The sequence below is a fragment of the Vibrio sp. 10N.247.311.12 genome (genome assembly GCF_041467515.1).
Lineage (GTDB): Bacteria > Pseudomonadota > Gammaproteobacteria > Enterobacterales > Vibrionaceae > Vibrio > Vibrio crassostreae_C.
In genome coordinates, this window is sequence record NZ_JBFSUV010000012.1 from 74,703 (window position 1) to 98,606 (window position 23,904).

At 44.2% G+C, this 23,904-nt stretch carries 23 protein-coding genes; 11 read left to right on the forward strand and 12 right to left on the reverse strand.

Going from position 1 to position 23,904, the window contains the following annotated elements:
• Positions 1 to 60 precede the first annotated feature (60 nt).
• The 4 genes from AB6E30_RS07585 to AB6E30_RS07600 form a co-directional block, all read right to left on the reverse strand.
• Positions 61 to 798 carry a dienelactone hydrolase family protein gene (locus AB6E30_RS07585; protein ID WP_372103149.1) on the reverse strand — a complete coding sequence of 246 codons (738 nt, stop codon included), beginning with the start codon at positions 796 to 798 and terminating at the stop codon, positions 61 to 63.
• A gap of 222 nt (positions 799 to 1,020) precedes the next feature.
• Positions 1,021 to 1,956: a 1-aminocyclopropane-1-carboxylate deaminase/D-cysteine desulfhydrase gene (locus tag AB6E30_RS07590; protein WP_372103152.1), complete on the reverse strand. Its 936-nt coding sequence runs from the start codon at positions 1,954 to 1,956 to the stop codon at positions 1,021 to 1,023.
• A gap of 127 nt (positions 1,957 to 2,083) precedes the next feature.
• Positions 2,084 to 3,382 carry a sensor histidine kinase gene (locus tag AB6E30_RS07595; protein WP_372103154.1) on the reverse strand — a complete coding sequence of 433 codons (1,299 nt, stop codon included), beginning with the start codon at positions 3,380 to 3,382 and terminating at the stop codon, positions 2,084 to 2,086.
• Positions 3,379 to 4,056: a response regulator transcription factor gene (locus AB6E30_RS07600; RefSeq protein WP_029224200.1), complete on the reverse strand. Its 678-nt coding sequence runs from the start codon at positions 4,054 to 4,056 to the stop codon at positions 3,379 to 3,381. Before AB6E30_RS07600 ends, AB6E30_RS07595 begins: the two co-directional genes overlap by 4 nt.
• A gap of 125 nt (positions 4,057 to 4,181) precedes the next feature.
• Here AB6E30_RS07600 and AB6E30_RS07605 point away from each other — a divergent pair, with 125 nt between their 5' ends.
• Genes AB6E30_RS07605 through AB6E30_RS07615 form a run of 3 tightly spaced genes read left to right on the forward strand, consistent with a single transcriptional unit; the run spans position 4,182 to position 7,136 of the window.
• Entirely contained in the window at positions 4,182 to 5,201 is a 1,020-nt protein-coding gene (locus AB6E30_RS07605) for a glycosyltransferase family 2 protein (RefSeq protein WP_372103157.1), read from the forward strand.
• The gene (locus AB6E30_RS07610; protein ID WP_372103160.1) at positions 5,198 to 6,685 is read left to right on the forward strand and encodes an ArnT family glycosyltransferase; all 1,488 of its coding nucleotides are present in this window, start codon (positions 5,198 to 5,200) and stop codon (positions 6,683 to 6,685) included. Before AB6E30_RS07605 ends, AB6E30_RS07610 begins: the two co-directional genes overlap by 4 nt.
• Positions 6,672 to 7,136 carry a GtrA family protein gene (locus AB6E30_RS07615; RefSeq protein ID WP_017062031.1) on the forward strand — a complete coding sequence of 155 codons (465 nt, stop codon included), beginning with the start codon at positions 6,672 to 6,674 and terminating at the stop codon, positions 7,134 to 7,136. Before AB6E30_RS07610 ends, AB6E30_RS07615 begins: the two co-directional genes overlap by 14 nt.
• A gap of 85 nt (positions 7,137 to 7,221) precedes the next feature.
• Here the strand turns inward: AB6E30_RS07615 and AB6E30_RS07620 are convergent, their stop codons facing one another.
• A complete protein-coding gene (locus AB6E30_RS07620) occupies positions 7,222 to 9,519 on the reverse strand; it encodes a YgiQ family radical SAM protein (RefSeq protein WP_408063631.1) in 2,298 nt (765 codons plus the stop codon).
• A gap of 330 nt (positions 9,520 to 9,849) precedes the next feature.
• On the opposite strand from AB6E30_RS07620, the gene AB6E30_RS07625 reads away from it, so the two are divergent.
• Together AB6E30_RS07625 and AB6E30_RS07630 are read left to right on the forward strand one after the other, a co-directional pair.
• A complete protein-coding gene (locus AB6E30_RS07625; RefSeq protein WP_017062029.1) occupies positions 9,850 to 10,530 on the forward strand; it encodes a hypothetical protein in 681 nt (226 codons plus the stop codon).
• A gap of 132 nt (positions 10,531 to 10,662) precedes the next feature.
• Positions 10,663 to 10,863, forward strand: a complete 201-nt coding sequence (locus AB6E30_RS07630) for a DUF4250 domain-containing protein (RefSeq protein WP_004736508.1) — start codon at positions 10,663 to 10,665, stop codon at positions 10,861 to 10,863.
• A 139-nt stretch (positions 10,864 to 11,002) separates the two neighbouring features.
• Here the strand turns inward: AB6E30_RS07630 and AB6E30_RS07635 are convergent, their stop codons facing one another.
• Positions 11,003 to 11,914 carry a LysR substrate-binding domain-containing protein gene (locus tag AB6E30_RS07635; RefSeq protein WP_102393596.1) on the reverse strand — a complete coding sequence of 304 codons (912 nt, stop codon included), beginning with the start codon at positions 11,912 to 11,914 and terminating at the stop codon, positions 11,003 to 11,005.
• Positions 11,915 to 12,194: 280 nt separating this feature from the next.
• On the opposite strand from AB6E30_RS07635, the gene metE reads away from it, so the two are divergent.
• On the forward strand, positions 12,195 to 14,558 hold the full coding sequence (gene metE / locus AB6E30_RS07640) for a 5-methyltetrahydropteroyltriglutamate--homocysteine S-methyltransferase (protein ID WP_372103165.1): 2,364 nt from the start codon (positions 12,195 to 12,197) through the stop codon (positions 14,556 to 14,558).
• A gap of 92 nt (positions 14,559 to 14,650) precedes the next feature.
• Here metE and AB6E30_RS07645 read toward each other — a convergent pair whose 3' ends face one another.
• The 6 genes from AB6E30_RS07645 to AB6E30_RS07670 form a co-directional block, all read right to left on the reverse strand.
• The gene (locus tag AB6E30_RS07645; RefSeq protein WP_017062026.1) at positions 14,651 to 15,046 is read right to left on the reverse strand and encodes a GspS/AspS pilotin family protein; all 396 of its coding nucleotides are present in this window, start codon (positions 15,044 to 15,046) and stop codon (positions 14,651 to 14,653) included.
• A 1-nt stretch (position 15,047) separates the two neighbouring features.
• Entirely contained in the window at positions 15,048 to 15,344 is a 297-nt protein-coding gene (locus AB6E30_RS07650) for a YciI family protein (RefSeq protein ID WP_004741234.1), read from the reverse strand.
• 195 nt (positions 15,345 to 15,539) lie between these two features.
• Positions 15,540 to 15,938 (reverse strand): acyl-CoA thioester hydrolase YciA, encoded by a 399-nt coding sequence (yciA, locus tag AB6E30_RS07655; protein ID WP_010438001.1) that lies wholly within the window; start codon positions 15,936 to 15,938, stop codon positions 15,540 to 15,542.
• 188 nt (positions 15,939 to 16,126) lie between these two features.
• Complete coding sequence (locus AB6E30_RS07660) at positions 16,127 to 16,693, reverse strand: septation protein A (protein ID WP_017061509.1); 567 nt, start codon at positions 16,691 to 16,693, stop codon at positions 16,127 to 16,129.
• Positions 16,694 to 16,826: 133 nt separating this feature from the next.
• Positions 16,827 to 17,075 (reverse strand): hypothetical protein, encoded by a 249-nt coding sequence (locus AB6E30_RS07665; RefSeq protein ID WP_017069991.1) that lies wholly within the window; start codon positions 17,073 to 17,075, stop codon positions 16,827 to 16,829.
• Between the two features lie 285 nt (positions 17,076 to 17,360).
• Positions 17,361 to 18,248: a LysR substrate-binding domain-containing protein gene (locus AB6E30_RS07670; protein WP_102393386.1), complete on the reverse strand. Its 888-nt coding sequence runs from the start codon at positions 18,246 to 18,248 to the stop codon at positions 17,361 to 17,363.
• A 181-nt stretch (positions 18,249 to 18,429) separates the two neighbouring features.
• Between AB6E30_RS07670 and hisC the strand changes: the two genes are divergently transcribed.
• From hisC to AB6E30_RS07695, 5 genes are all read left to right on the forward strand, one after another.
• Positions 18,430 to 19,572 carry a histidinol-phosphate transaminase gene (gene hisC, locus AB6E30_RS07675; protein ID WP_372103167.1) on the forward strand — a complete coding sequence of 381 codons (1,143 nt, stop codon included), beginning with the start codon at positions 18,430 to 18,432 and terminating at the stop codon, positions 19,570 to 19,572.
• A 10-nt stretch (positions 19,573 to 19,582) separates the two neighbouring features.
• Positions 19,583 to 20,356: an ABC transporter substrate-binding protein gene (locus AB6E30_RS07680; protein WP_372097799.1), complete on the forward strand. Its 774-nt coding sequence runs from the start codon at positions 19,583 to 19,585 to the stop codon at positions 20,354 to 20,356.
• 591 nt (positions 20,357 to 20,947) lie between these two features.
• Positions 20,948 to 21,907 carry a TRAP transporter substrate-binding protein gene (locus AB6E30_RS07685; RefSeq protein ID WP_017063537.1) on the forward strand — a complete coding sequence of 320 codons (960 nt, stop codon included), beginning with the start codon at positions 20,948 to 20,950 and terminating at the stop codon, positions 21,905 to 21,907.
• Between the two features lie 67 nt (positions 21,908 to 21,974).
• A complete protein-coding gene (locus AB6E30_RS07690; protein WP_004736522.1) occupies positions 21,975 to 22,454 on the forward strand; it encodes a TRAP transporter small permease in 480 nt (159 codons plus the stop codon).
• A gap of 21 nt (positions 22,455 to 22,475) precedes the next feature.
• Positions 22,476 to 23,783, forward strand: coding sequence for a TRAP transporter large permease (locus AB6E30_RS07695; protein ID WP_010438025.1), 1,308 nt, complete (start codon positions 22,476 to 22,478; stop codon positions 23,781 to 23,783).
• The last annotated feature ends 121 nt before the right edge of the window (positions 23,784 to 23,904 follow it).

Below are 23,904 nucleotides of genomic sequence, written 5' to 3' on the forward strand. Positions count from 1 at the left end.
ATAATTAAACAACCCCATTCTTAAGTTTTCGAATGGGGTTGTGGGTTCTGAGGGAGAAGATTATCTGGTCGTGGTTTCTAGCACATGGGTAAATCTATCCCACGATTTTTGGTCAGCTTCATTTTGGTAATTATTAGAGCCGAACACGGTAAAGGCATGCGGCGCCCCACTGTAGGTGATCATTTCATGCGGAACTTTGGTTGTTTCAAGTTCAGCGGCAAGGTTGCCAAAGTCTTGCATTGAAATCATGGCATCAGCCGTACCGTGGAACACGACAACCGGAGCCTTTGTCTGCGAGTAGTCTTGACCTTTTGGTGTTGATAAACCGCCATGGAAGGTGACATAAGCCTTCGAAGGAATGCCCGCACGAGCGGCTTCCAATACAGCGGCTCCGCCGAAACAGTATCCCATCATTACGTTGTTATCTAAGTTGCCGCCAAGTCTTTTCGCTTCCATGGCACCAGCGTTGAGCAACGTACGCATTTTTTCTCTGTCTTTATACAGTTCGCCTGTGTGTTGCTTTTTATCTTTCACTTCGGTCGGGCGAATGCCTTTACCAAATAGGTCGATGGCGAACACGTTGTAACCGAGTTCGTTGAGCATCTCAGAACGTTTCTTTTCGTAATCGGTTAAGCCATCCCAATCGTGTATTAGCAGTACTAAAGGTGCTTGGTCACTGGCCTCACTCCAATAACCTTCGTAATCCATCCCATCGACTTGGTAAGTGACGTTTTCTCCTGATATCGCAGAGAAGGGCAGTAAAACTGAAAACAGGCCGAGTGTAGTGAGTTTTCGCATGCGTAATTCCTTTCGATGACAATTGACGTTCCAATCGAAAGTATAGATAACGCGATGATTCTCGCCAGATTTCTGTCTCTAACTTGAAATGTCTGGCAGGGATAGCAGGTGGCTATTACTGATAAACAGCCATCGAAAGGGAGTGCGATGGCTGTTCATGATGCGCTGAGAAATTCTCAGTTCGCAGAAACGCGGGGCATTAGAGTAGAAAAGAACGGATTACTACCAAGTAGCGTTATCAGCGGTGTGACTACTTCGAAGTTCTGGGTACTTACGTTGATAGCGCGGCAACATCGACTCATTACCTAAGATACCACCTTGATGGATATAGATGACAGTTTTGGTTGGGTTATCTTCTTGCCATTGTTCTAAGCATTGCCACATTAATGGGTCGTAGAGCAGGTCGAATTCAATATCAGTTTGTTCTTGTAGAGCCAACCAAGTTTGATAGTCCTGCTGGTACAACTTACCAAAGTGGTGTTTGGCTTTAAGCGGTAATATCTGCGGGTGATCGGTTTCGCCAAGCTCATTGAATTGCTGCGTTAAATAGTCACTGCCACCAACACAAGCACAGGTTAACACTGGGATGTTGTGCATTTTTAAATGCTTATGAAGGTACAGCGCAGTACTGCCAGTTCCTGCGGGTAGGGCCACAACAAAATCGTATTGGTTTTCAAAGCGAGTCCAGCTGAGTATTTCAATGGCTAGTTGTTTCACGCCGTATTCAGAAAGCTGAGAGCGTCCACCTTCTGGTAACACAATGCATTGTGAGTCAGGCTGTCTGACTTGCTCAATATACGTCTGTGGATGAAGCTCAGAGCCTGTTTCTTTGACTGAAATAACCTTAGCCTCAAGATCGATAGCGCCACGGTAGTTACCTAGCGGGCGTTCTTGTAGCCATTGAGGAATGTGGTCGACATAAAATTCAAGCGTCCAGCCTTTAATTTTAGCAAGTGCAGCGAGCGAAAACAGAGAATTAGCTTGAGCAGAACCGTAGCTGATTAAAGTGGTGACATTTGGGTGCTCGTCTTCGAGTAGTTTCATGAACTTTCGGGCTTTATTGCCACAAAAATGGGAGTGAAGTTGATCGTCACGCTTTAAGAAAAAGGTGTGCTTATTGTATTGATGCTGAGTTACAGGGCTATTATTTAGTTTCATCGCACTTAGATAAAATGCTGACTAAAGAGCCAGCATTTTTATATCAAATAGGATTAGTAAGTATCTAGTAGCGAGCGAGTGCTGTAAACCAACTAAATCAAGTTTTCATTGGATATTGAGCTCTGCGTTACGAGTTTGTTCGCTCGATAATTGGTGAGGTTGAATCGGCTTGAAAGGTGATCTTGGCGGTGCATCCACCACAGCTGCGATTGACCAATTCAAAGCCCCATTGGAAGCGTTGACATAAGTCCTCGACAATCAATAAACCTAACCCATGCCCATTTGGATTGTACTGTTCTTGTAGGCCTTCGCCTTGATCTTCAATCACAACACTCTCTTGGGACAGAGTGACCGTTACGGTGCCACTATTGGTCGCTGCAATGGCATTTCTCAACAAGTTTCCGACCAACATATTCATTATCGCGCTGGTGGCCTGAATTGTGGGTTCTGATTGAACTTGTAAGGTTATCGCGACTTCCTTCTCGTCAGCCTGCAACGAATTTTTAGAAACGATAGTCTCTAGCTCTTGCTGGCTGAATAAACGTAGAGGTGCATCGTCACTGTTTCTTTCATAGCGAACGAGACCAAGCAGTGCATCGACCATTTCAGACATTTGAACAATGGCTTCATCAATACGTTCAACCTGACGAGATTGAAATTCGGTTGTTTCGCTTCTCAGTAACAGTTTGTTGGCACCACGAGCAACAGTCAACGGAGTTCTTAGTTCATGACTTGAGTAGCGTGCGAAAGCTTGCTCGCGTTTTACTAGAGAATTGATTTCTCTTCTGTATTGATTGAGTTGATCCGTCAACTGACGAAACTCCACCGCCGCATCGTCATTCACTCCAAATTCTTCGTTTAGATTGAGCTTATTGGATTCAAGCTGTTCAGACAGGGAGTTGAAGGGCTCAATTAGCCGTTTAGACAACCGATAGAGCAGAGCTCCGAAGCTGAATATTAGAATAGAGAGAAGGGCTAATACAAATGTGGTGGCATAAACGAGCTCAAAGACACTAAGCTCGACACGGTCTATTTCAGAAAGCAGAACAATAGGGTGAGTTCTACCTTCATGAGTATACTCGCCTACATAGACCATGCGAGATTCTGGATCTTCACCGACCTCACCAATGAAATTTTCTTTGCCTTCAATATACTTTAAATACTTTTTCGGTAGATAGGAAAGATCGTTGTAAGCGATAGTCAGGTCATCAATACGAAGCTCTCCACTTTCGCCTGACTGGAATAACCCGACTGCATAGTTGCGGTCAATTAGGATGCGTCTTTCACCCACGCGGTCTTCCGACAAGTACAGGGCTGTGATAAATACCACATAGACAAATGCCGACACAATTACGGCCATTAACCCAAAGAAAACCGCTAAGCGGCCCGTTAGGGTTTTTGTGCTTGTAAGAACATTTGAAATCAATTCGATGGCTCCAATCGGAAGCCAACTTTAGGCACCGTAATTAACATCTGAGTGTCAAAAGGCTTGTCGAGTTGATTACGTAACTGATAAATGTGACTGCGCAACACATCATTGTTGGGTTCGTCTTCTTCCCAGAGTTTGTAGGAAATATCTTCGCGAGTAACCACTTCTGGTGCTTTTTGGCACAACATCTCAAGGATGGTGTAAGTGGTTGGGTTGAGTGCGAGTAACTTATCTTGACGGTACGCTTTACGCGTTTTTTGGTCGATGGTGAGTTCATCAAACTGCAATTTAGAAGAAGCCACTTTTCCTCGGTAACGACGAACAAGCGCTTTCATTCTGGCTTCCAAAATATCCAAATCAAAAGGTTTGGTTAGATAGTCATCGGCACCATGCTCAAACCCTTTTAACATATCATCGCGGCTATCTAACGCAGTCAACATCAAAATAGGTGTCGCGTTGCCTTGGTCTCGCAGTTTATTACAAACCGTGAGGCCGTCCATTCTTGGCAACATCAGATCCAATATGATGATATCAAATGAGTTTTCCAACGCGAGTTGCAGGCCGAGTTCGCCGTTGTCCGCATAATCGAGTTCCATGCCTATACACTCAAAATAATCAAACAAGACACCTGCAATTTCACGGTTATCTTCGACTAATAGAACTCGTTTCATTTTGATTCTCATACAGAAATAGACAGTAACATTATCCTGAGTGAGCGTGAAAAATATGTCAATAACATAACTTTCACTTATGGGAGAGTAGATTGGCTTCAGATTAAAAAATAGAAGAACGTATTATGTCTGAACTTCATATTAGCCGACCTAAAGTCTCCACATCACGGATCAATCCCGCCGTTTCACTATCGATCATTGTGCCGTTTTACGATGAACAAGAGGTGTTAGAAGAGTTTCATTCTCGCTTAACCAAGGTACTGGATAGCTTACCCATCACCAGTGAAATTGTTTATGTCGATGATGGCAGCAAAGACAACAGCTTGGATTTGGTGAGTTCATTCACTTCAATCAATAGCTCAATTTCTGTGATCGGTTTAAGCCGTAACTTTGGTAAAGAATCAGCGATGAGTGCTGGCCTCGAACACTGCCGAGGACAAGCTGTGATCTTGCTCGATGCCGATCTACAAGACCCACCCGAGCTGATTCCTCAAATGGTTGGCAAATGGCGCGAAGGTTATGACGTCGTCAATATGCAGCGTAGCCAACGTGATGGTGAAACGTGGTTTAAGAAGTTTTCAGCAGCAAGCTTTTACAAAGTCATGAACGTGGCAGCGAAGATCGATGTTCCAGAAAATGTCGGTGATTTCCGACTGTTAAGCCGAGAGGTTGTCGACCATATCAACCAACTGCCTGAACGTAACCGTTACATGAAAGGCATCTTTTCATGGCCAGGTTTTAGACAAGCAACGATTCAGTTTAAGCGCGACGCTCGCTTCTGTGGCGAGACCAAGTGGAACTACCTGAAACTCATCGGATTGGCGATGGATGGCATCACATCATTTTCTATCCGCCCACTGCGTATTGCGACGGCCGTTGGTGGATTAGTGGCGCTTACTGCTTTCGTGTATGGCGTCTTCATCGTGCTCAAAAACATGATGTTTGGTGAGCCTATTACGGGCTACCCGTCAATGATGGTGGTTCAACTTGCCCTTGGCGGCATTCAACTTCTGAGTATTGGTTTAATGGGGGAATACATAGGTCGTATTTTCATCGAAACCAAGAACCGTCCTTTGTATCTGATCCAATCGGTGGTCGATACCCCTGCATTAAAAACGCATTTTAAATTAGAGGAGTCAGCATGAGCCTGAACCGAACGCACCTATGGTATTTGTTGGCTTTTGCATTGGTTCTAAGGCTCTTATCTCTGGCGACATACCCTTTAATGGACACTACGGAAGCGCGCTACGGTGAGATGGCTCGCTTGATGGTAGAAACCGGCAATTGGTTAACCCCTCAATTTGATTACGGCATCCCTTTCTGGGGTAAGCCTCCGATGTTTACCTGGATGAGCGCGATTGGCATTGAGCTGTTTGGTTTGAGTGAGTTTGCTGTGCGTGCGCCACACTGGTTAGCAGGTTTTGCGACGATTTTGTTGGTTGCGTACATGGCTAAGCGCACCGGACAAAGTGCCTTGGTGGCGGCCGTGGTATTGGCGACATGTGGGATTTTCTCTATCGCGGCGGGTGCTGTTATGACTGACATGGCATTAACGTTAGCGATGACCATAGCCATGTTAGGTTTCTACCTATGTTGGTTAGGAGGAGAGGGTTCGAAGGGAGAAGGGAGTGCGAAGACTAATCGGTCTTGGGGTTATGTTGGTTTCATTGGTTTAGCATTAGGCTTGCTGGCAAAAGGGCCGGTAGCGATTGTCATCATGGGTATCGCAGTTTTCCCTTGGTTGGTATTACAACACGGCTTCTTTGGTGCTTTCAAAGCGCTTTGGCAACGTTTCCCATTGTTGTCTGGTTTAGGTGTGATGTTAGCGATTGCTCTACCTTGGTACATCATGGCTGAAATGGCAACGCCGGGCTTCATCGACTACTTTATTGTTGGCGAACACTTTAAGCGTTTTGTTGTGAGTGGTTGGGAAGGGGATCTTTATGGTTCAGCCCATGATGAAACAAGAGGCATGATTTGGGTTTTCTGGATTCAAGCAGCTGCGCCGTGGTCGATTGTGTTGCCTATTTTGACTTTCGCCCGTCGTAAGAAAATCGCAGAAGTTAACGCTGAACATAGTGGGTTGTTTTCATTCCTTGTGTGTTGGTTGGTCTCTCCTCTAATTCTTTTCACTATGGCGGGTAATATTCTTCCAGCTTACGTCCTACCGGGTATTCCAGCCCTTGGCTTGCTGGTGGCAACGCTTGTGGTAGAAAAAGATAAGAAGTGGTTCTCGAGTGTGGCTTTGGTGCTACCTGTGCTGTTAATGATTGCGATGGTCTACCTCAACCTAGGCAAAGCGAACGAGAAAAGTGACCGTATTATCTTCGAGCAGATCACGGATGAAGCGCCGAGCTTTTACATCGGTAAACGACCGTTCTCTGGGCAATTTTACAGTCATGGACAAGCGAAAAAGCTACTTGATGTTAAGCAGTTAGATGGTATCGACAAGTTCTATCTGATTGGTAAAAGAGCGGAAGTGGAAACCAAGATTAAAGACAATGCGTTGACCTGTATTTTAGAGCCGACGGTGAAGATCAAGCGCGCTCTATTTAGTTGTCATAGCCAAAACATCAAACCAAATCTATCGTTGAGCCATATTCGAAGTGATGGCGATGTTCAATTTTAACTCGTCATCGAGACTGTTTAGCCACAAGTTCGACGTGCTAAACCAAAAACTACAACCTCATCATAAGATGATTAAATTCGCTATGGTGGGGTCGGGTGGCTTTGTTGTCGATTGTGCCGTGTTTGCGTTGCTGCATTACGTTATTGGGCTGCCGTTAATGAGTGCTCGAATTGGCTCTTTCATCGTTGCAGCAACGACAACCTGGTTTGGAAATCGAGTGTTGACCTTTGAATTCAAAGGGCAGGGGAATTGGTCCGAAAAGCTGATTCAATGGCAAAAGTTCATGTTCTCTGCATCAATATCGGCGATACCTAATTTGCTGTGCTTTAAGTTGATGACTGAATTGCTGCCTGCATTTACTGGGGCAGTGTTTATCGCAATGGCGGTTGGCATCTTGGTGGGCATGGTCAGTAACTATTTGCTTAGTCAGTATTGGGTGTTTGCTCGTTAGGCTATCTTGTAACAGACACAAAAAAGCGCAGCTAAATAGCTGCGCTTTGTGTTTTTACGATAGCGAAGTCAATCGGTTCGCGATATTAGCGTTGTGCTGCGCGCTGGCGGTTCTTGCCGTTACTTGCAGGTTTGCCACCTTGACCATTGCCCGCTTTGTTACGGTTTGGTTTGCCATTTCCGCCGCCATTACCTTGTGATTTCTGACCACCAGGACCTTTCTTAATGAAGCCAGTCGCTGGTTTACGAGCATTGCCATTACCGCCACCTTGGTTAGCATTACCTTGGCTACCGTTGCCGTTACCATTCGGCTTCTTGCCACCCGGTTTCTTACCAGAGTGGTTACGTGGGCTTTCGCCACCAAGACCTGGCTGAGATTTACTGTGCTTAGTCGCAAAGCGTTGTGAACCGTGACGACCAGACTTACGACGTTGTGCCGGTGTTTGTGCATCAAAGTCTTCTGCTGGTACTAGGCAGTTTGCTTTGTCACCAATTAGGTGCTGTTTACCCATGCTGATCAGTGCTTCACGGATGATTTTCCAGTTTTCAGGATCGTGGTAACGAAGCAGTGCTTTATGCAGACGACGTTGACGATCACCTTTCGGCACAGGAACATCTTCACGCTTCTTATATTTCACGCGTTTCAGAGGGTTAGTCTCTGAGTAGTACATCGACGTTGCATTACACATTGGCGATGGGTAGAAGTTCTGTACTTGGTCACACTCGTAGTTGTGCTTTTTCAGCCACATTGCTAGGTTAAGCATGTCTTCATCTTCTGTGCCCGGGTGAGCAGAGATAAAGTAAGGAATTAAGTACTGTTTCTTACCGGCTTCAGCGCTGTACTTCTCGAACATCTCTTTGAAACGATCGTAAGTGCCCATGCCCGGCTTCATCATCAGATCCAGTGGGCCTTTTTCAGTATGCTCTGGAGCAATCTTCAAGTAACCACCAACGTGGTGAGTCACAAGCTCACGAACGTATTCTGGAGATTCAATCGCTAAGTCGTAACGTACACCAGAAGCGATCATGATCTTCTTAACACCCGGTACTTTTCTCGCAGAGCGGTACAGGTCGATAGTGTGTTGATGGTCTGTGTTTAGCTTTTCACAGATTTTCGGGAACACACATGATGGACGACGACAGTTAATTTCAGCTTTTGGATCTGAACAACCTAAACGGTACATGTTCGCCGTTGGGCCGCCCAAGTCAGAAATAGTACCTGTGAAGCCCGGTACTTTATCTTTAATGTCTTCGATCTCATCCAAGATAGATTCTTTCGAACGGTTCTGAATGATGCGACCTTCGTGCTCTGTGATTGAACAGAAAGAACAACCACCAAAACAACCACGCATGATGTTAACTGAGGTTTTGATCATGTCGTATGCTGGGATTTTCGCTTTGCCGTACATCGGGTGCGGAACACGCTTGTACGCAAGGCCAAACACGTAGTCCATCTCTTCTGTGGTCAATGGAATAGGCGCTTGGTTAATCCAAAGCTCGCGATCACCGTGACGTTGAATCAGAGCACGACCTGAGTACGGGTTTGTCTCAAGGTGCAGAATACGACTAGCGTGAGCGTAAAGAATACGGTCATTGTTTAGCTTTTCGTAACCTGGGATACGAACCGCTGTAGTTTTTGCATCGTGACGAGAAGGGCGAATAGTAATAGGTTGCGCTTTTACTTCTTCTTTTTCGTCTTTCTTGGTATCACACTGAGTTTCAACTTCGTACGGGTTAACCGGAACATACGCTTTGTTCGGCTTTTCGATACGAGAAGAGTCAATGATCTTGAAGCCTTCAGGGGCCGCAGGAAGATTGATAGCAGTACCGCGGATATTGGTCAGCGTAGACATGTCTTCACCATCGGCAATGCGGTGTGCTACTTCAACCAGTGCACGCTCAGCGTTACCAAAAAGAAGAATGTCAGCTTTTGCATCAAACAATACAGAGCGGCGAACTTTATCTGACCAGTAGTCGTAGTGAGCTACACGACGTAAGCTCGCTTCAATACCACCAAGCACGATTGGCGTGCTTTTGTAAGCTTCACGACAACGTTGAGAATAAACCAGAGTTGCACGATCAGGACGCTTGCCACCTTCATTGTTCGGAGTATAAGCATCATCGTGACGTAATTTGCGATCAGAGGTGTAGCGGTTGATCATGGAGTCCATGTTACCCGCTGTGATGCCGAAGAATAGGTTAGGTTTACCTAGCTTCATGAAGGCATCTTTATTGTCCCACTTTGGTTGAGCAATAATGCCCACGCGGAAACCTTGAGCTTCAAGCAGACGGCCGATGATAGCCATACCAAAGCTCGGGTGATCGACATAAGCGTCACCAGTTACAATAATAATGTCACAGCTATCCCATCCAAGAGCATCCATCTCCTTTCTACTGGTAGGCAAAAAGGGTGCAGTTCCGTAGCACTCGGCCCAGTATTTTTTGTGTTCGTGAATAGGAGTGATATCGCTGTACATATTTCAACCTCTGATTTTTGAGGCGGGAATTATAGCGGCATGAGCCTAGACTAGCCAGTAGAACATGCCCCTGTTAGTTCTGGTGTCTTTCGTCTTTTTACGGTAAATGGCGACAAAAGAACCATACAACAGCATAGTTGAAGCCTTGAATAACGTCGCTAATTTGTGATTTTGATTAGTGTTCGCAGCAGTTTTTGATATTATTCGCGAAAATAAGTCTGAAGAAGTAGATCCACAATGGTCGAAACGTTATTAGTACAATTTGCTCCGATGCTTTTAGGAGCCCAACTGATCTTAACCCTCATCTTGGTGAAAGGGGATATTTGTCCGGGGCAGCGTGGTCGTATCCACAAGATGTTACCTGCGATTGGCGTGCTGTGGCTTGCCGTTGCCTCAGTAAAAATTGAAGCCTTTCTGGTCGTGTTTGCGATCTTTTATTTCTATTCTCAAGTTCAAACTAAGAAGACACGCGATTCTGGCCCTATTTGGGTGATGTACTTAGCTTGTGGTTTGGCATTGTCTTACGTTGCTATCCAAGCGACGGAACAAGCAACTACCGTTGGTATCATCACTACTGTATTGCTAGTGGCACTGTTAGGCTCAGCGTTTGGCCATTTACTGCTGACGATTGCAAGAACACGCTTACAGGCATTTCACCGTGTTCTGCCTGTTGTTGGTGTTTTGACGGGCATGTTGGTGGTTTTGGCAACAGTCGTGAGTGTCTATTCTTTGTCTGAAGCTCAACTAGAACCAGTGATTTCAACGCTACTGTTCAGCTTTGCTTTGCTAATCTCAGCTATCGTGGTGTGGTGTTGGCATCTACTGTTCGTTAAAACCCCGGAAAAACTTCAACTGACGGTTTCGTTACTGATGTTATTGGCTGCGGCTGTGGGTTTAACGCCAGTGTGGGCACTTTAATCGCGGACTTTCATTAATTACGTGCGCTCATTAATCACGCATTCTCTTTAAGAAGTGTGATCGGTTTTTTAGCATGGCCTTGGTAAGCGTTCTAAACTTAATTTTAGTCGGTGTGTTCGTAAGGAGTACGAGATGGATTTAAGCAACGTCAAAGGTTTCGATAGCATTATCTTGCTGGGAATCGTGAATGAGAAACTTCGCCTAGAGTGCGATAGCTTTGAAGAGCTGATCAGTATGTATGAAATGGATATAGAAAGTGTCGTGGGCAAGCTCGATATGCTTGGCTATCAATACGACCCATTGACTAACCAGTTTAAGTCTTATCCAAGATAGTCTATTTTCGCGAATCAACAGATATCGAAAATCATCGATACTGAAACTAAAAAGTCACAGATTATCTGTGACTTTTTTTGTTTCTGGCGTTTGCCTTTCCGATTTAATACAGGCTTAAGCTAGCTCAATAATGAACCTCTTAAACGACCTCAATACCATCTAAGTGACTCTTACTCTGCTGTCTTGCTGTGCTAAAGAAAGCCTGTAGGTAACGTTTGTCTTTTTCTGAGTTTCTTACTGCGGCAAACAGTCTTCTTGAAAGCCCTTTACCTAACGGTTTGCTGGCTATCAAACCTTGTCTTGAGAACTCACTGATCGCCCAATTTGGTAATGCCGCGACACCTAATCCTGCCGATACCATTTGCACCAACATTAAGGTGTTGTCTGCTTGTTTCCACTTCTTAGGTTCTACACCTGCTGGTTGCAAAAAGTGTTTCACGACGTCTAAACGTTGTTTTTGAACAGGATAGGAGAGCATGGTGAGATCGCTAAGATCTTGCGGATCAATGCTCGCTTTATCGGCCAAAGGCGAGTTGATCGCGGTGATAAGACGCATCTCAAAATCGAAAAGCGGCTCGTAATGAACCTCAGAGCGAGGCTGTATATCAGAGGTGATCACCAAATCTAGCTCGCCTGCCATTAGCGCGGGTAGCGGCTCAAACCCAAAGCCTGACGAGAAATCTAGCGTTACGCTTGGCCAAGCCACTTGATATTCCTTCAAAGCAGGCATTAACCATTGGAAGCATGAGTGACATTCAATCGCCATGTGCAAACGACCATTCACATCCTCTTTCAGGCTCGCGAGTTCGTTCTCCGCTTTAGCTATTCTTGGCTGTATCTCATCGGCAAGCCTAAGCAAAATCTCACCTTCAGAGGTGAACTTAACTGGTCTAGTTTTACGTAGGAAAAGCTGACCACCGATACGCGCCTCAAGGTCTTTCAGTTGGTGAGAAAGCGCCGACTGAGTCAAGTGAAGAGAAGTTGCCGTCGCTGTTAGCGAGCCGCTGTCTCTTAAGGTAGTCAATGTTCGAAGGTGTTTAAGCTCTATCATGAGTTTTCCTCATATTCCCTAAGCCAATTTAATATTTCTTAATAATCACCCTACGGGGTTTTCTTTCATTTGTAAACGTCTAGATGTCCAGATGGATTTAATTTTTCAGCTTTAGATTATTCAAGATGAATATTTTTAATAAACAAGATGAATATTTGGACGTTGTTCATCGTTCAGATTAGGGAGATAGTTTAGCCATCTAGACGCCTTGTAAAGAACTTAAACCATAAGCTAGGCAGTTTGATCGAACACTAAAAATTATTGAATAAGGAACAGGTTCATGACTACGACAACGCATATTTTAGGCTACCCACGTATCGGCGAAAAACGCGAACTCAAATTCACTTTAGAAAAATACTGGCGCGGTGAGATTAACCAATCAGATTTAAAGCAACTCGGTAGCGAACTAAGAAATCGTAACTGGAATGTACAAGCTAAGGCGAATCTAAGCTTTGCAACTGCGGGTGACTTCGCATGGTACGACCATGTTCTAACAACGACGTTACTTCTAGGTCATGTACCTGAGCGTCACGCTGGTGGATCAGAAGGTGAAAAAGCCTTCCCAGATTTAGATACCTTGTTCCGCGTTGGTCGCGGTCAATCTCAAACTCAAATACAATCTCAAAGGCAGCCAACTTGTTGTGGCGCTAAGCACGGCTCTGAAAGCGCTAAAGATGGTGCAGCAGCATCAGATATGACGAAGTGGTTCAACACTAACTATCACTACATTGTTCCTGAGTTCAGTAAAGACGACACCTTTGAAGTGAGTTGGCCACAACTGTTTGACGAAGTGAGTGAAGCGATAAAATCCGGGCATAAGGTGAAGCCAGTTTTGTTAGGCCCGTTATCTTATTTATATCTTGGTAAAGAAGTGGAGGAGGGTTTTGATCGTTTATCTCTTCTTCCGCGCCTTCTTACCGCTTACCAAGCAATTTTGGCAAAACTCGCTAAGTTGGGGGTTGAGTGGGTTCAAATCGATGAACCAATTCTTTCTCTTGAGCTTGAGAGTCAATGGGCAGATTCATTCAAGTTGGCGTATCAAGTGATTCAAGGTGATGTGAAGCTACTCCTTACCACGTACTTTGATTCTGTGACTGACACGTTAGATAAAATCATGGAACTGCCCGTCAACGGCTTACACATCGATTTGGCTGCCGCACCCCAGCAACTCGATCAAGTGGTGAACAAGCTACCTGAAGATTGGGTGCTTTCTGCAGGAGCAATCAACGGACGCAATGTTTGGCGAGCAGACTTAGCCGCTCAACTAGAGTTACTACAACCAGTGAAAGAGAAGCTAGGAGACAAACTTTGGGTAGCAAGTTCATGTTCACTTTTGCATAGTCCAGTCGACCTTGAGTTAGAAGATTCACTCAGCGATGAAGTGAAGAGTTGGTTTGCTTTCGCGAAACAGAAAGTGACCGAGGTGAGTATATTGGGTGCGGCACTAGACGGTAACCACAATGCTATCTTGGCGTGTGAAACCTACAGCCAGCCGATTGTTGCACGCAAGAGCGCGACTAATGTGAATAAGCCGCAGGTTCAAGCTCGTATTAACACCATTACCAAAACCCTAACCGAGCGAAGTGCTCCTTATGCCGAACGCGCTTCACATCAGTCTGAGGTGTTAGGTTTACCATTATTGCCAACCACAACAATTGGTTCATTTCCACAAACCGGAGAGATCCGTGTTCAGCGTAGTGCTTACCGCACTGGCAAACTGAGTGAAGCGGAATACAACACCGCGTTGAAAGGTCATATTGCGGATGCGGTGAAACGACAAGAAGCACTTGATTTGGATGTACTGGTTCATGGTGAAGCTGAACGTAATGATATGGTGGAGTACTTTGCTGAAAATCTAGCAGGCTTTCAAACCACTAAGTTTGGTTGGGTACAAAGCTATGGCTCACGCTGCGTGAAGCCGGCGATTGTGGTCGCGGATATAGAGCGTGAGAAGCCGATGACCGTAGAATGGTCGACCTATGCCCAATCTCTGACCTCGAAGCAGATGAAAGGGATGCTGACAGGCCCAGTCACTATCTTATGTTGGACATTCCCACGTGAAGACATTTCACGCAAAGAGATCACTAATCAATTGGCATTTGCGCTGCGAGATGAAGTGTCTGATTTGCAAGACGCGGGCATCAACATTATCCAAATCGATGAACCAGCGATTCGTGAAGGTCTGCCATTGAAAAAGCGCGACCACGCAGAATACCTAGAGTGGGCGGTCGATGCCTTTAAGATCTCAGCGGCAAGTGCTAAACCAGAAACTCAGATTCATACCCACATGTGTTACAGCGAGTTCAACGAGATCATTGATTCAGTAGCCGCGCTAGATGCCGATGTGATTACCATTGAGACTTCTCGCTCGAACATGGAACTGCTGAAAGCATTTGAAGGGTTCAACTACCCGAATGCGATTGGACCTGGCGTTTATGACATTCACTCACCAAACATCCCGTCAGAAGAGTGGATTGTTGATTTACTTAAGAAAGCGGCAGAGAAAATTCCAGCGGAACGTTTGTGGGCAAACCCTGATTGTGGGCTGAAGACACGGAACTGGGCAGAGACGGAAGCGGCGCTGACTAACTTAGTTTCGGCAACTAAAGCACTGCGTAAAGAGTGGGAATCAACCGAGGCATAATTCAGCTTAGGATTTTGATTGCTTCATAAAACAAAGGCCTCGCATTTGCGAGGCCTTCTGGTTTTATACTTGTTCGAATCTCGAGCTAGAATCTAGCTGCTGCTCTGACACGTCTCTTTGCTGATCAACTTCTCAACCATCAGTTGTCCGCGAGTGTTGCGAATCTTGATGTTGTAAGCCAAGCCCATATCAAGGTTTGCTCTCACTTCAGAGTTGGTGCAGTAGCTATTCACACTCATGTCTACAACTTGGTTTAAAGGCTTAGCACCTTTTGCATCTTGGTTGTAGATCATCATGATTTCGATAACCGTGTTTTTTGCTAGCACGCGCATGACCGACAGTGGACCATACTCAATCGGCAGGCCTGCAGATAAAACGCCAGCTCGGTGCTGCGCCATCATCTCTAGCTGTCTTTGTTCGTCTTGCTCACTTGAAGCACAGCCTGCAAGCAGAGCTAAAGCCAGTGAGCCAATAATCCATTTTTTCACGTTAAAATACTTTCTTGAATGGTTTTACAATCACATTTTGGTAAACGCCAGCATCAATGTACGGGTCAGCGTCTGCCCATGCTTGTGCATCTTCCAAAGAGTTAAATTCAGCAATCACAGTTGAACCTGTAAAGCCTGCTTCGCCAGGGTTATCTGAATCAATCGCTGGCATTGGACCTGCTGTTAACAGTCGGCCTTCATCGTGAAGTGTTTGTAGGCGTTCTAGATGTTGTGGGCGAACACTTAGGCGTTTTTCTAATGAATTTTCGACGTCTTGAGAAAAAATCACGTACCACATATTGGTATATCCTTATTTTACTTCACTGAATTGGGGGCGTTTAAATTCGCTATCTTGCTAATTTACGCGAACTAATTGGTATTGGAAGAGCTAATGATAAGAAATTGTGAAATGGTGCGAGAGAGAAGTATGGTCTTTAGCGATTTCATTCGTTGAAACTAAAGACCGTCTACATTAGCAGCTTGGTGAAAAGTACTATTTATTGATCGGGCGAGGCTTACCACCCTCATCGACAGCAACGTAGTTGAACGTTGCTCCACAAACCTTATATCGGTCGCCGATACCGTGATCAAGTACAGGCTTAACCCAGACTTCTAGGTCGATATTCATCGAGCTGCGACCAATCTTAGTGCAGTCACCATAAACACACACAACATCACCCACTGAAACCGGCTGTTTGAACTCGATACTCGATACTGAAACCGTGACTATCTTGCCGTTAGATATCTCTTTTGCCAGTATGCCGCCAGCAAGGTCAAGCTGTGACATTATCCAACCACCGAAAATCTGGCCTGCTGCATTTGTATCAGAAGGCATCGCTAATGTGCGAAGAAGTAAAGAACCAATCGGGTTCAAAGTTGATTGAATAGTCATTGTCGTACTCTTAATGGTATTGATTGTTTTATATAAAAATAGATGTGTTTACGAGGCTCGTGGTGGTCTAATTTTTAACGTCTTCACCGAACACAAATAATCAGCGGCCAATGATCACGAGTATCATTGGCCAATCGCATATTGATAATAATTGTATCAAATAGGGTATGAGGACTCATCCCTAAGGGCTATTTCTCGTCGGTATTTTTATCCGTTAACTCTTTCTGCTGGTCTTTTGGTAGATGCTTATAGATATAAACACCAGTGAGCAAGGTGAAGAGCAAGGTCGCGATGAGTAGACCAAACACTTTGAAGTTGACCCAAACATCCAACGGTAGGCTGAAAGCAACGTAAACGTTGAGAACGGCACATAGGGTAAAGAACAGCGTCCATGCCCAGTTGATCTTGCCCCATACCGAATCAGGCAGTGTGATCTCTTTGCCTAACATACCTTTAATCGCTGATTTGCCCATGATGTGACTGACCGTCAGGCCAATCGCAAACAGTGCGTAAACGATGGTGACTTTCCATTTAATGAAGTTGTCGTCGTGCAAGAAGATGGTCATGCCACCAAATACGGCAACCATTAGAAAGGTGATGACCTGCATTTTTTCGACTTTCTTGTAGATGAAATAAGTCAAAATAATTTGAACTGCAGAGGCAACGATCAAAGCGCCGGTCGCGGTATAGATGTCGTACATCTTATAAAGCGCAAAGAAAATAATGAGAGGAATGAAATCAAGAATTTGTTTCATGAGACACTGACTATCCAGTTAGTTGAGTTGCTGACAGTCTAACGAAAACTGTCTCGATGCTAAATAGCTCGAGACAATTGGGTGCCAATTAATTCAATCTAACCACTCATCGTGTTTAAAGAGTTGAAGCAGGTTATCGCATTGACGAGGTTTGATAGCGAGGTATCAGCTTTTTGATATCTTCAAGGTAACCTTCGCTCTTTAAGCTGTCTAAGGTGTTTTCGAGCTCTTGCTCACTCATGGCAAAACATGTCGATTTACCGGTCGTTAAGTCGAGATACTCGTGATATTCACGCTCTGTGAAGTGGCCAATTCTGTCCATTAATAGGGTTTTAATTCCATGGTGAATCAAGCCGTAATACGTATGTCTTTGTAAGGTCATAGCCTATCCTCCGTGACAAGCTGCAGTGAAACTGGTGCAACCTGCTGTATATTGGTTGGGTTATCTATGACAAAGCAACTCGAATGCCATTTTCTCCAACGGAACAGAATAAATTCCCGGCTAAATAGAATTGAACTTCTTTTCAAATAGTTAAAGGAAGGTACGTTCTATTCTCTGACAATCAATACGAAACAGACATCAAATAGTTTCATTTTGAGAACGGAAAAATTCTCATTATGACGCTCTCCTGCCGCTTATAAAGAGGCCTACCAACAATGATTGCCGCTAATCGACGAGCCAATCAACAAGCGTAGATAAGGATGTATTTTGTCGATTCTTGGGTTGCAGCAAGAAGTAACCATTTCCAGAGAAAACACTGCCTTCACTCACTTTTACCAATCTACCTAAATCAATATCTTGCTTGGCCAGTGTGATGTCGCCTATGGCAATGCCAAACCCTTGAATGGCGGCGTTCATAGCTTGATCGAGTGTCGCGAATTGTTGGTTGTTCTTGCTTGAAAGGTCGTGGCTGCCTATGTGCTCTAACCAAAGTCGCCAATCACTTTGCTCATTGTTGGCGTGTAGCCAAGTGTATTGGGCAAGCTTGTGTGGCTTGATGATGGTCGATGCGTCGTCGACAAGATGGCTCTGTGTAATGCTTTGTGCTTGGCAAACGGGCGCTAGCTGCTCGTTAAACAATAATTGGCTGATAATCGATTGTTGGTTTGGCTTCTTACCATAGATAATTACGGCGTCAAACGGATCAAAGCTTGGTTCGAAGACGTGCTTGATGGTCGACGTCAGTTCGACATCAATTTCAGGATAGGCTTGCTGAAAAGACATCAACTTAGGTAGTAGCCAAGAGGTAATACAGCTCGGTGCGTTGAGTTTGATCTTAGACGGAGAGCTAGCCACTTGATTTAGAGCCGATTGCAGCTGATGAATCGTTCCTTGTATCAGGGGAACCAGTTCTTCTCCTTTCGGCGTTAAAGACAATCCGCGAGCATGGCGATAGAAGAGATCACAGCCAAGGCTTTCTTCAAACGACAATACCTGACGACTCACTGCACCTTGCGTAACATTGAGCTCATGTGCCGCGCGTGTAAAGTTGAGGTGCCTTGCCGTAGACAAAAACGCGAGCAAGGTTTTGGTTGAAGGAAGTGTGCGATTCATATCTTTACCTATGACTTTTTATCATGGCTATTATGTGATTATTTCGATTCATTTATCAATAGTGTTCTGTTTGAATGTAAATACTTAATCATCATTTGTGATTCAATATGTGTATAAGTCACATTTTTTGAATATGAAGGCAATGATGAAGACATTGTGATTTTGTGAAAGGGATAGCTTCTTGACATCTTTTATTGATAGCTTAGTGCCTCAGGCTGTAAAAAAATTAATACCTTATCAATCGGCAAGAAGAATTGGTGGTGATGGACGTGTCTGGCTAAACGCCAATGAATTGGAAAGCTCGCTGTTTCAAGGAGAAGCAAGTCACAACCGATACCCAGACTTCTTACCACAAGATATTGCTAAGGCTTATCAAGATTACTGTAGTACCGATGCCGCGACTGTGGCTGTTCGTGGTGCAGATGAAGCGATTGATTTGCTGATCAGAACATTCTGTAAACCGGCGTGCGACAACATACTTATCTGCTCTCCAACGTATGCGATGTATGAGTTTTGCGCTGATGCATTGGCGATCAATACCTTGGACTCTCGATTGCAGGAAGATTTCAGCCTGAACGTCGCTGATATTGTGAATAAAGCAGAGCTGGCGAATATCGTGTTTCTTTGCTCACCAAATAACCCAACGGGCAATGTGATTCCCAAATCGGATTTGATTCAGGTACTGGAAGGCACGATTGGAAAATCTCTAGTGGTCGTCGATGAAGCGTATATCGAGTTTGAACCACAAACGTCAGCGGTGAGCCTTATTGAGCGTTATCCGCATTTGGTAGTGATTCGCACCTTGTCTAAGGCGTTTGGACTGGCTGCGGTTCGATGTGGCTTTATCTTAGCGAGTCAAAATGTGATGCAGTATGTCGCTAAATTAATTCCACCGTATCCAATGCCAGATTGCTCATCTCAAATTGTATTAGACGCGTTGTCTGATGAACGAGTCTCAGTGATGCAAGATGCGACGCAGAATCTGGTTGAGCTGCGTAACTGGTTTGCTTGTGAGTTAACGCAGTTTGATTTCATCGAGTCTGTTTACCCTTCATCGACAAACTTCATTTTGCTGCGTCAAAAAGCTGGGCATCAAGTGTTCAGTGTCTTGGCGAAGGACGGCATTGTGACAAGGAACCAAAACCATGAACCGGCTTTGCGTAACTGTGTTCGAATCAGTATTGGTAGCCAAGAGAGCATGCTAGAAGTGATAACGTCACTAACACGTTACCAAACCGAATTAGAACAGAGTCAACAAGGCAAACACATTCAACAAGCTCAACATAAAGAAACTCAATCTCAACTCGATAAAGATCATATCTAGGATGGCAATGATGAAAAAGATAATACTAGGACTCGCTTGTGCGGTCGTTTTACTTGGTACAACGGTACAGGCGAAAGAAATCCGTTTGGCGTCGGACTTTACGTATCCGCCATTCAACTATAAAAACAGCGACGGTGTGCCTGTCGGGTTTGATATTGAGATAGCTGATGCTTTGTGTGAGCAAGCTAAACTCGATTGTACTTGGGTTTCACAAAGCTGGGACTCGCTAATTCCAAGTTTGTTGGCAAGAAAGTCAGATGTGATCATGGCGTCAATGCGTATCACCGAAGAGCGTAAGCGTAAGATCTTGTTTACTGATAAGTACTACCAAACACCAGCCGTATTTGTTGCTGCTAAAAGCGCTGAGTTCAGCGTCGATCAGGCAGGCTTAGCGGGCAAAACCATAGGTGTTCAGCAAGGTACGATTCACGATCGCTACGTAACCGACAAGTTTGGCAATGTTGCCAACATTAAGCGTTACACTGGGCAAGATGAAGTTTATCTGGATCTGCAAAATGGTCGTCTAGATCTAACCTTTGGCAACTCGGATCAACTGTCATTAGCTTTCTTAGATAAAAAAGAAGGTGAGGGCTTTGAATTTAAAGGTAAAGCAGTAACCGACAAAGCCTACATTGGCGAGGGTACGGCGTTAGCACTAAGAAAGCAGGATTCAAAACTGGCGAAACAATTCAATGCCGCGATTGAAGAGATCAGAGCGAACGGTACTTACGACAAGATCGCCGCTAAGTACTTCACGTTTGATATTTATGGCGCTGATTTGTAATTCGTTTAACGCCTAAAAACTAGAACACCAAAAACAAAAATCCGAGGGCTGTGAAGCTCTCGGATTTTTGTTACAAATAATTCGTCTTAGTAAGATTCCCACCGTTGTCTTTATCCCTGCTTATCCACTCTTGTTCCATACGCTCAGCCTAAAACCTTACCTCGACCACCTCAGAAATCGCCGTTCACGATTCGCTTTTTCAATCGATGAGACCTTCTTTGTCCGTGCTTAATTACTGATTTTAAGATCTTAAAATAACACAAATTTGCGCGTGATTTTTGCTAATAGACGGTTCTAAAAGCAGTTGAAAGCGCTCGGAATTCCCCAAAAATCCGAAGTTAGACTGCTTAATGGTCTAATTGGTGCCAAATATGATTGGTATCACAATCAATTCAGCTCTCTGGCAAATAGATGAACCTTAGCTCACAAAATATACGCATAGTATTGTAATACAAAATATATGAAGGTAAGAATATTGTAATGAAACGTTACTGCTATGAGCGATGTGCAATTGAACGTTAGATTTCAAACTTAGCTATAGCGTTGCATATAAAAACTGTACCTCTTACAAAATGGATTCTGGAGAAGAACATGAAAAAACACCTACTGACGATTGCAGCGGCTTCAATTCTTATGGCATTTGGCGCTCAAGCAAAAACTTTGACGTTAGGGCATGCAATGTCATTAGAAAGCGCAGCTCACCAAGGCATGGTGATCATGGCTGATAAAGTTAAAGAAAAATCGAATGGTGAACTTACGATTAAGATCTTTCCAAACGGTCAATTAGGCTCTGAACGTGACCAAGCGGAGCAAGTTGTTACTGGCGCGATTGATATGGCCAAAATCAATGGTGGGTTAGCCGAATCTTTTGAACCAACGTTTAAGGTTAATGCACTGCCTTTCTTATTCCGTGACGTTCCACATATGAGAACCTTCATGCGAAGTGAAGCTGCCCAAGAGATGTTGCTTTCAAGTGAAGGTAAAGGCTTCATCGGTCTTACATTCTATGATTCAGGCACACGTAGCTTCTACGCTAAGAAAGCCATCAACTCACCAGCTGATCTAGCTGGCATGAAAGTTCGAGTTCCTGGCTCTCCAACCATGATGGAAATGGTTAACCTACTTGGTGGTAAAGCAACGCCTGTACCTTTCAATGAGGTATACACGGCTCTGCAACAAGGTGTAATTGATGGCGCTGAGAATAATATTTCTAGCTTAGTTGAAATGAAACACAGTGAAGTTGCCAAATTTTACTCTATGGACCAGCACATGATGACGCCTGACGTGATCATCATTTCAGAATACAAATGGGGTTCATTAACGGCAGAAGAGCAAAAGATCTTAAAAGAAGCTGCTGCTGAGTCTCTTGAAGAGCAGATCAAAATCTGGGATGCAACAGATGACATGAACAAAGAGAAAGGAATGAAAGAAGGTGTCACGTTTGTTGAAGTTGATAAAGCCCCTTTCCGTGCAGCTGTTAAACCTATGATTGATGAGGCGAAAAAAGATCCAAAACTAGCTCCATTCATTGAAAAAATTGAAGCTCTTTAATCAGTCTTAGTGAAAATATAATTTTGCCTTGGCTTTGCTAAGGCAAAATTTTTTGAGGTATCACACCATGTTAGCAACTTTCAGAAACCTACTTGATAGGCTGATTCTTTTTGTCTCTTCTTTTGCACTAATGTTACTTGTCGTTACTGTCACTTGGCAGGTCTTTAGTCGTTATGTTTTGAATGATCCAAGTAACTGGACTGATGAACTTGCTCGTTATGCGATGGTATGGCTTGGCTTATTAGGAGCAAGCTACTTATTCGGTATCAAAGGACACTTAGCAATAACGTTATTGGATGGTTATCTTAAGGGTAAAGCACATATCGCATTACATGTACTCATCAATATCATTTCTGGCGCATTTGTATTTCTAGCAATGCTTCAAGGTGGCATCGCCCTAATGGGAAGAACCACACAACAACTCTCTCCAGCACTGCAATTACCGATGTCGACGGTGTATTCAATATTGCCGATTTCAGCCGTTATTATCCTCATTTATTTGGTCATGAATACGTTTGATCTTTTTTGTGAACCCAACAAAAAATAAGTTTTAAAAGGACTCTATATTATGGATTTGTCCATTGGTGTTTGGCTGCTAGGCCTATTCTTATTCATGATCGCGATAAGCATGCCGATTGCGATTGCAATTGCCATGTCATCTTTAACCATCATGTATTTCATCTTACCGTTTGAAGTCGCCAGTATTACTGCGGGTCAAAAAATCATTACCGGTATTGATAGTTTCAGTTTATTAGCCATCCCTTTCTTTATCCTCGCGGGGAATATAATGAATGTAGGTGGCATCGCGAGTCGACTCATCAACCTTGCAAAGCTCTTGGTTGGTTGGATCCCGGGCTCACTTTTTCACGTGAACATCTTCGCCAATATGATGTTTGGCGCCGTTTCAGGATCAGCCGTTGCAGCAGCAGCTGCGGTTGGTAAAACCTTAGGCCCAGAATTAGAAAAAGATGGTTATGATAAAAACTTAGCAACAGCAGTAAACGTTGCATCTTGCCCGGCAGGCTTATTAATACCGCCGAGTAATTCACTGATCGTATTTTCAGTGGTATCGGGTGGAACATCCGTTGCGGCGTTGTTTATCGCAGGGTATGTCCCAGGTATTCTAATGGGCTTAAGTTGTATGGTCGTCGCCTATTTCATCGCTAAAAAGAAGGGCTACAAAACAAGTGCGAATGACGGCTTCACAACGAAAGATGTGCTGAATATTGTTTGGCAAGCAACACCAAGCTTAGGGCTTATTGTTGTTGTTATTGGCGGTATTATTGGTGGTATATTCACTGCAACAGAAGGGGCATGTATAGCGGTTCTATACTCTTTTATACTGTCACTCTGTTACCGAACCCTCAAATGGGCACACTTTCCGATAATTTGTAGAGAAACGGTTCAGGTTACTGGCATTATGCTGTTCTTGATTGGTGCTTCTACCATCATGTCATGGGCTATGGCGTTTACCGGTCTACCAACCATGATCAGCGATTGGATGCTCTCTATTTCAGACAATCCAATTATCATCTTTATTCTGATGAACCTGATTCTACTGATTGTGGGTATGTTTATGGACCTTACGCCAGCCGTATTGATCTTTACCCCTATCTTTATGCCGATTGCTGAGCACTTAGGCATGCATCCAATTCACTTTGCGATGATGATTATCTTCAACTTATGTATTGGTATTGCAACGCCACCCGTTGGCACGGCGCTATTTGTGGGTTGTAGTGTCAGTGGCTCTAAGATTGAGAATGTTATAAGAAGTATCATGCCGTTTTGTGCCGTACTGATCGTCACACTGTTGGCTATTACTTTTATTCCTGAAATTAGTTTGGCTCTGCCTCGTGCGTTTGGACTCATCAATTAGCCTGACAAGGGTAAGATTTACCGAATCAATATCGATCATTACCTAATAAAAAAACCGCCTCATGAAGGTAATGCCGATCAGTTAAAGCCAAAGCGATCGGTTGAAGGATCCTTCAGAGCTG

Bases quoted from the DNA above. Each gene is read 5' to 3' on its own strand.
- AB6E30_RS07605 (WP_372103157.1), top strand. From the start codon at position 4,182: ATGTCTGAACTTCATATTAGCCGACCTAAAGTCTCCACATCACGGATC.
- AB6E30_RS07610 (WP_372103160.1), top strand. From the start codon at position 5,198: ATGAGCCTGAACCGAACGCACCTATGGTATTTGTTGGCTTTTGCATTG.
- AB6E30_RS07690 (WP_004736522.1), top strand. From the start codon at position 21,975: ATGTTAGCAACTTTCAGAAACCTACTTGATAGGCTGATTCTTTTTGTC.
- AB6E30_RS07585 (WP_372103149.1), bottom strand. From the start codon at position 798: ATGCGAAAACTCACTACACTCGGCCTGTTTTCAGTTTTACTGCCCTTC.
- yciA (WP_010438001.1), bottom strand. From the start codon at position 15,938: ATGACTATTCAATCAACTTTGAACCCGATTGGTTCTTTACTTCTTCGC.
- AB6E30_RS07660 (WP_017061509.1), bottom strand. From the start codon at position 16,693: ATGAAACAAATTCTTGATTTCATTCCTCTCATTATTTTCTTTGCGCTT.
- AB6E30_RS07620 (WP_408063631.1), bottom strand. From the start codon at position 9,519: ATGGATGCTCTTGGATGGGATAGCTGTGACATTATTATTGTAACTGGT.
- metE (WP_372103165.1), top strand. From the start codon at position 12,195: ATGACTACGACAACGCATATTTTAGGCTACCCACGTATCGGCGAAAAA.
- AB6E30_RS07650 (WP_004741234.1), bottom strand. From the start codon at position 15,344: ATGTGGTACGTGATTTTTTCTCAAGACGTCGAAAATTCATTAGAAAAA.
- AB6E30_RS07685 (WP_017063537.1), top strand. From the start codon at position 20,948: ATGAAAAAACACCTACTGACGATTGCAGCGGCTTCAATTCTTATGGCA.
- AB6E30_RS07635 (WP_102393596.1), bottom strand. From the start codon at position 11,914: ATGATAGAGCTTAAACACCTTCGAACATTGACTACCTTAAGAGACAGC.
- AB6E30_RS07630 (WP_004736508.1), top strand. From the start codon at position 10,663: ATGGATTTAAGCAACGTCAAAGGTTTCGATAGCATTATCTTGCTGGGA.
- AB6E30_RS07680 (WP_372097799.1), top strand. From the start codon at position 19,583: ATGAAAAAGATAATACTAGGACTCGCTTGTGCGGTCGTTTTACTTGGT.
- AB6E30_RS07670 (WP_102393386.1), bottom strand. From the start codon at position 18,248: ATGAATCGCACACTTCCTTCAACCAAAACCTTGCTCGCGTTTTTGTCT.
- AB6E30_RS07625 (WP_017062029.1), top strand. From the start codon at position 9,850: ATGGTCGAAACGTTATTAGTACAATTTGCTCCGATGCTTTTAGGAGCC.
- AB6E30_RS07615 (WP_017062031.1), top strand. From the start codon at position 6,672: ATGTTCAATTTTAACTCGTCATCGAGACTGTTTAGCCACAAGTTCGAC.
- AB6E30_RS07695 (WP_010438025.1), top strand. From the start codon at position 22,476: ATGGATTTGTCCATTGGTGTTTGGCTGCTAGGCCTATTCTTATTCATG.
- AB6E30_RS07600 (WP_029224200.1), bottom strand. From the start codon at position 4,056: ATGAAACGAGTTCTATTAGTCGAAGATAACCGTGAAATTGCAGGTGTC.
- AB6E30_RS07665 (WP_017069991.1), bottom strand. From the start codon at position 17,075: ATGACCTTACAAAGACATACGTATTACGGCTTGATTCACCATGGAATT.
- AB6E30_RS07590 (WP_372103152.1), bottom strand. From the start codon at position 1,956: ATGAAACTAAATAATAGCCCTGTAACTCAGCATCAATACAATAAGCAC.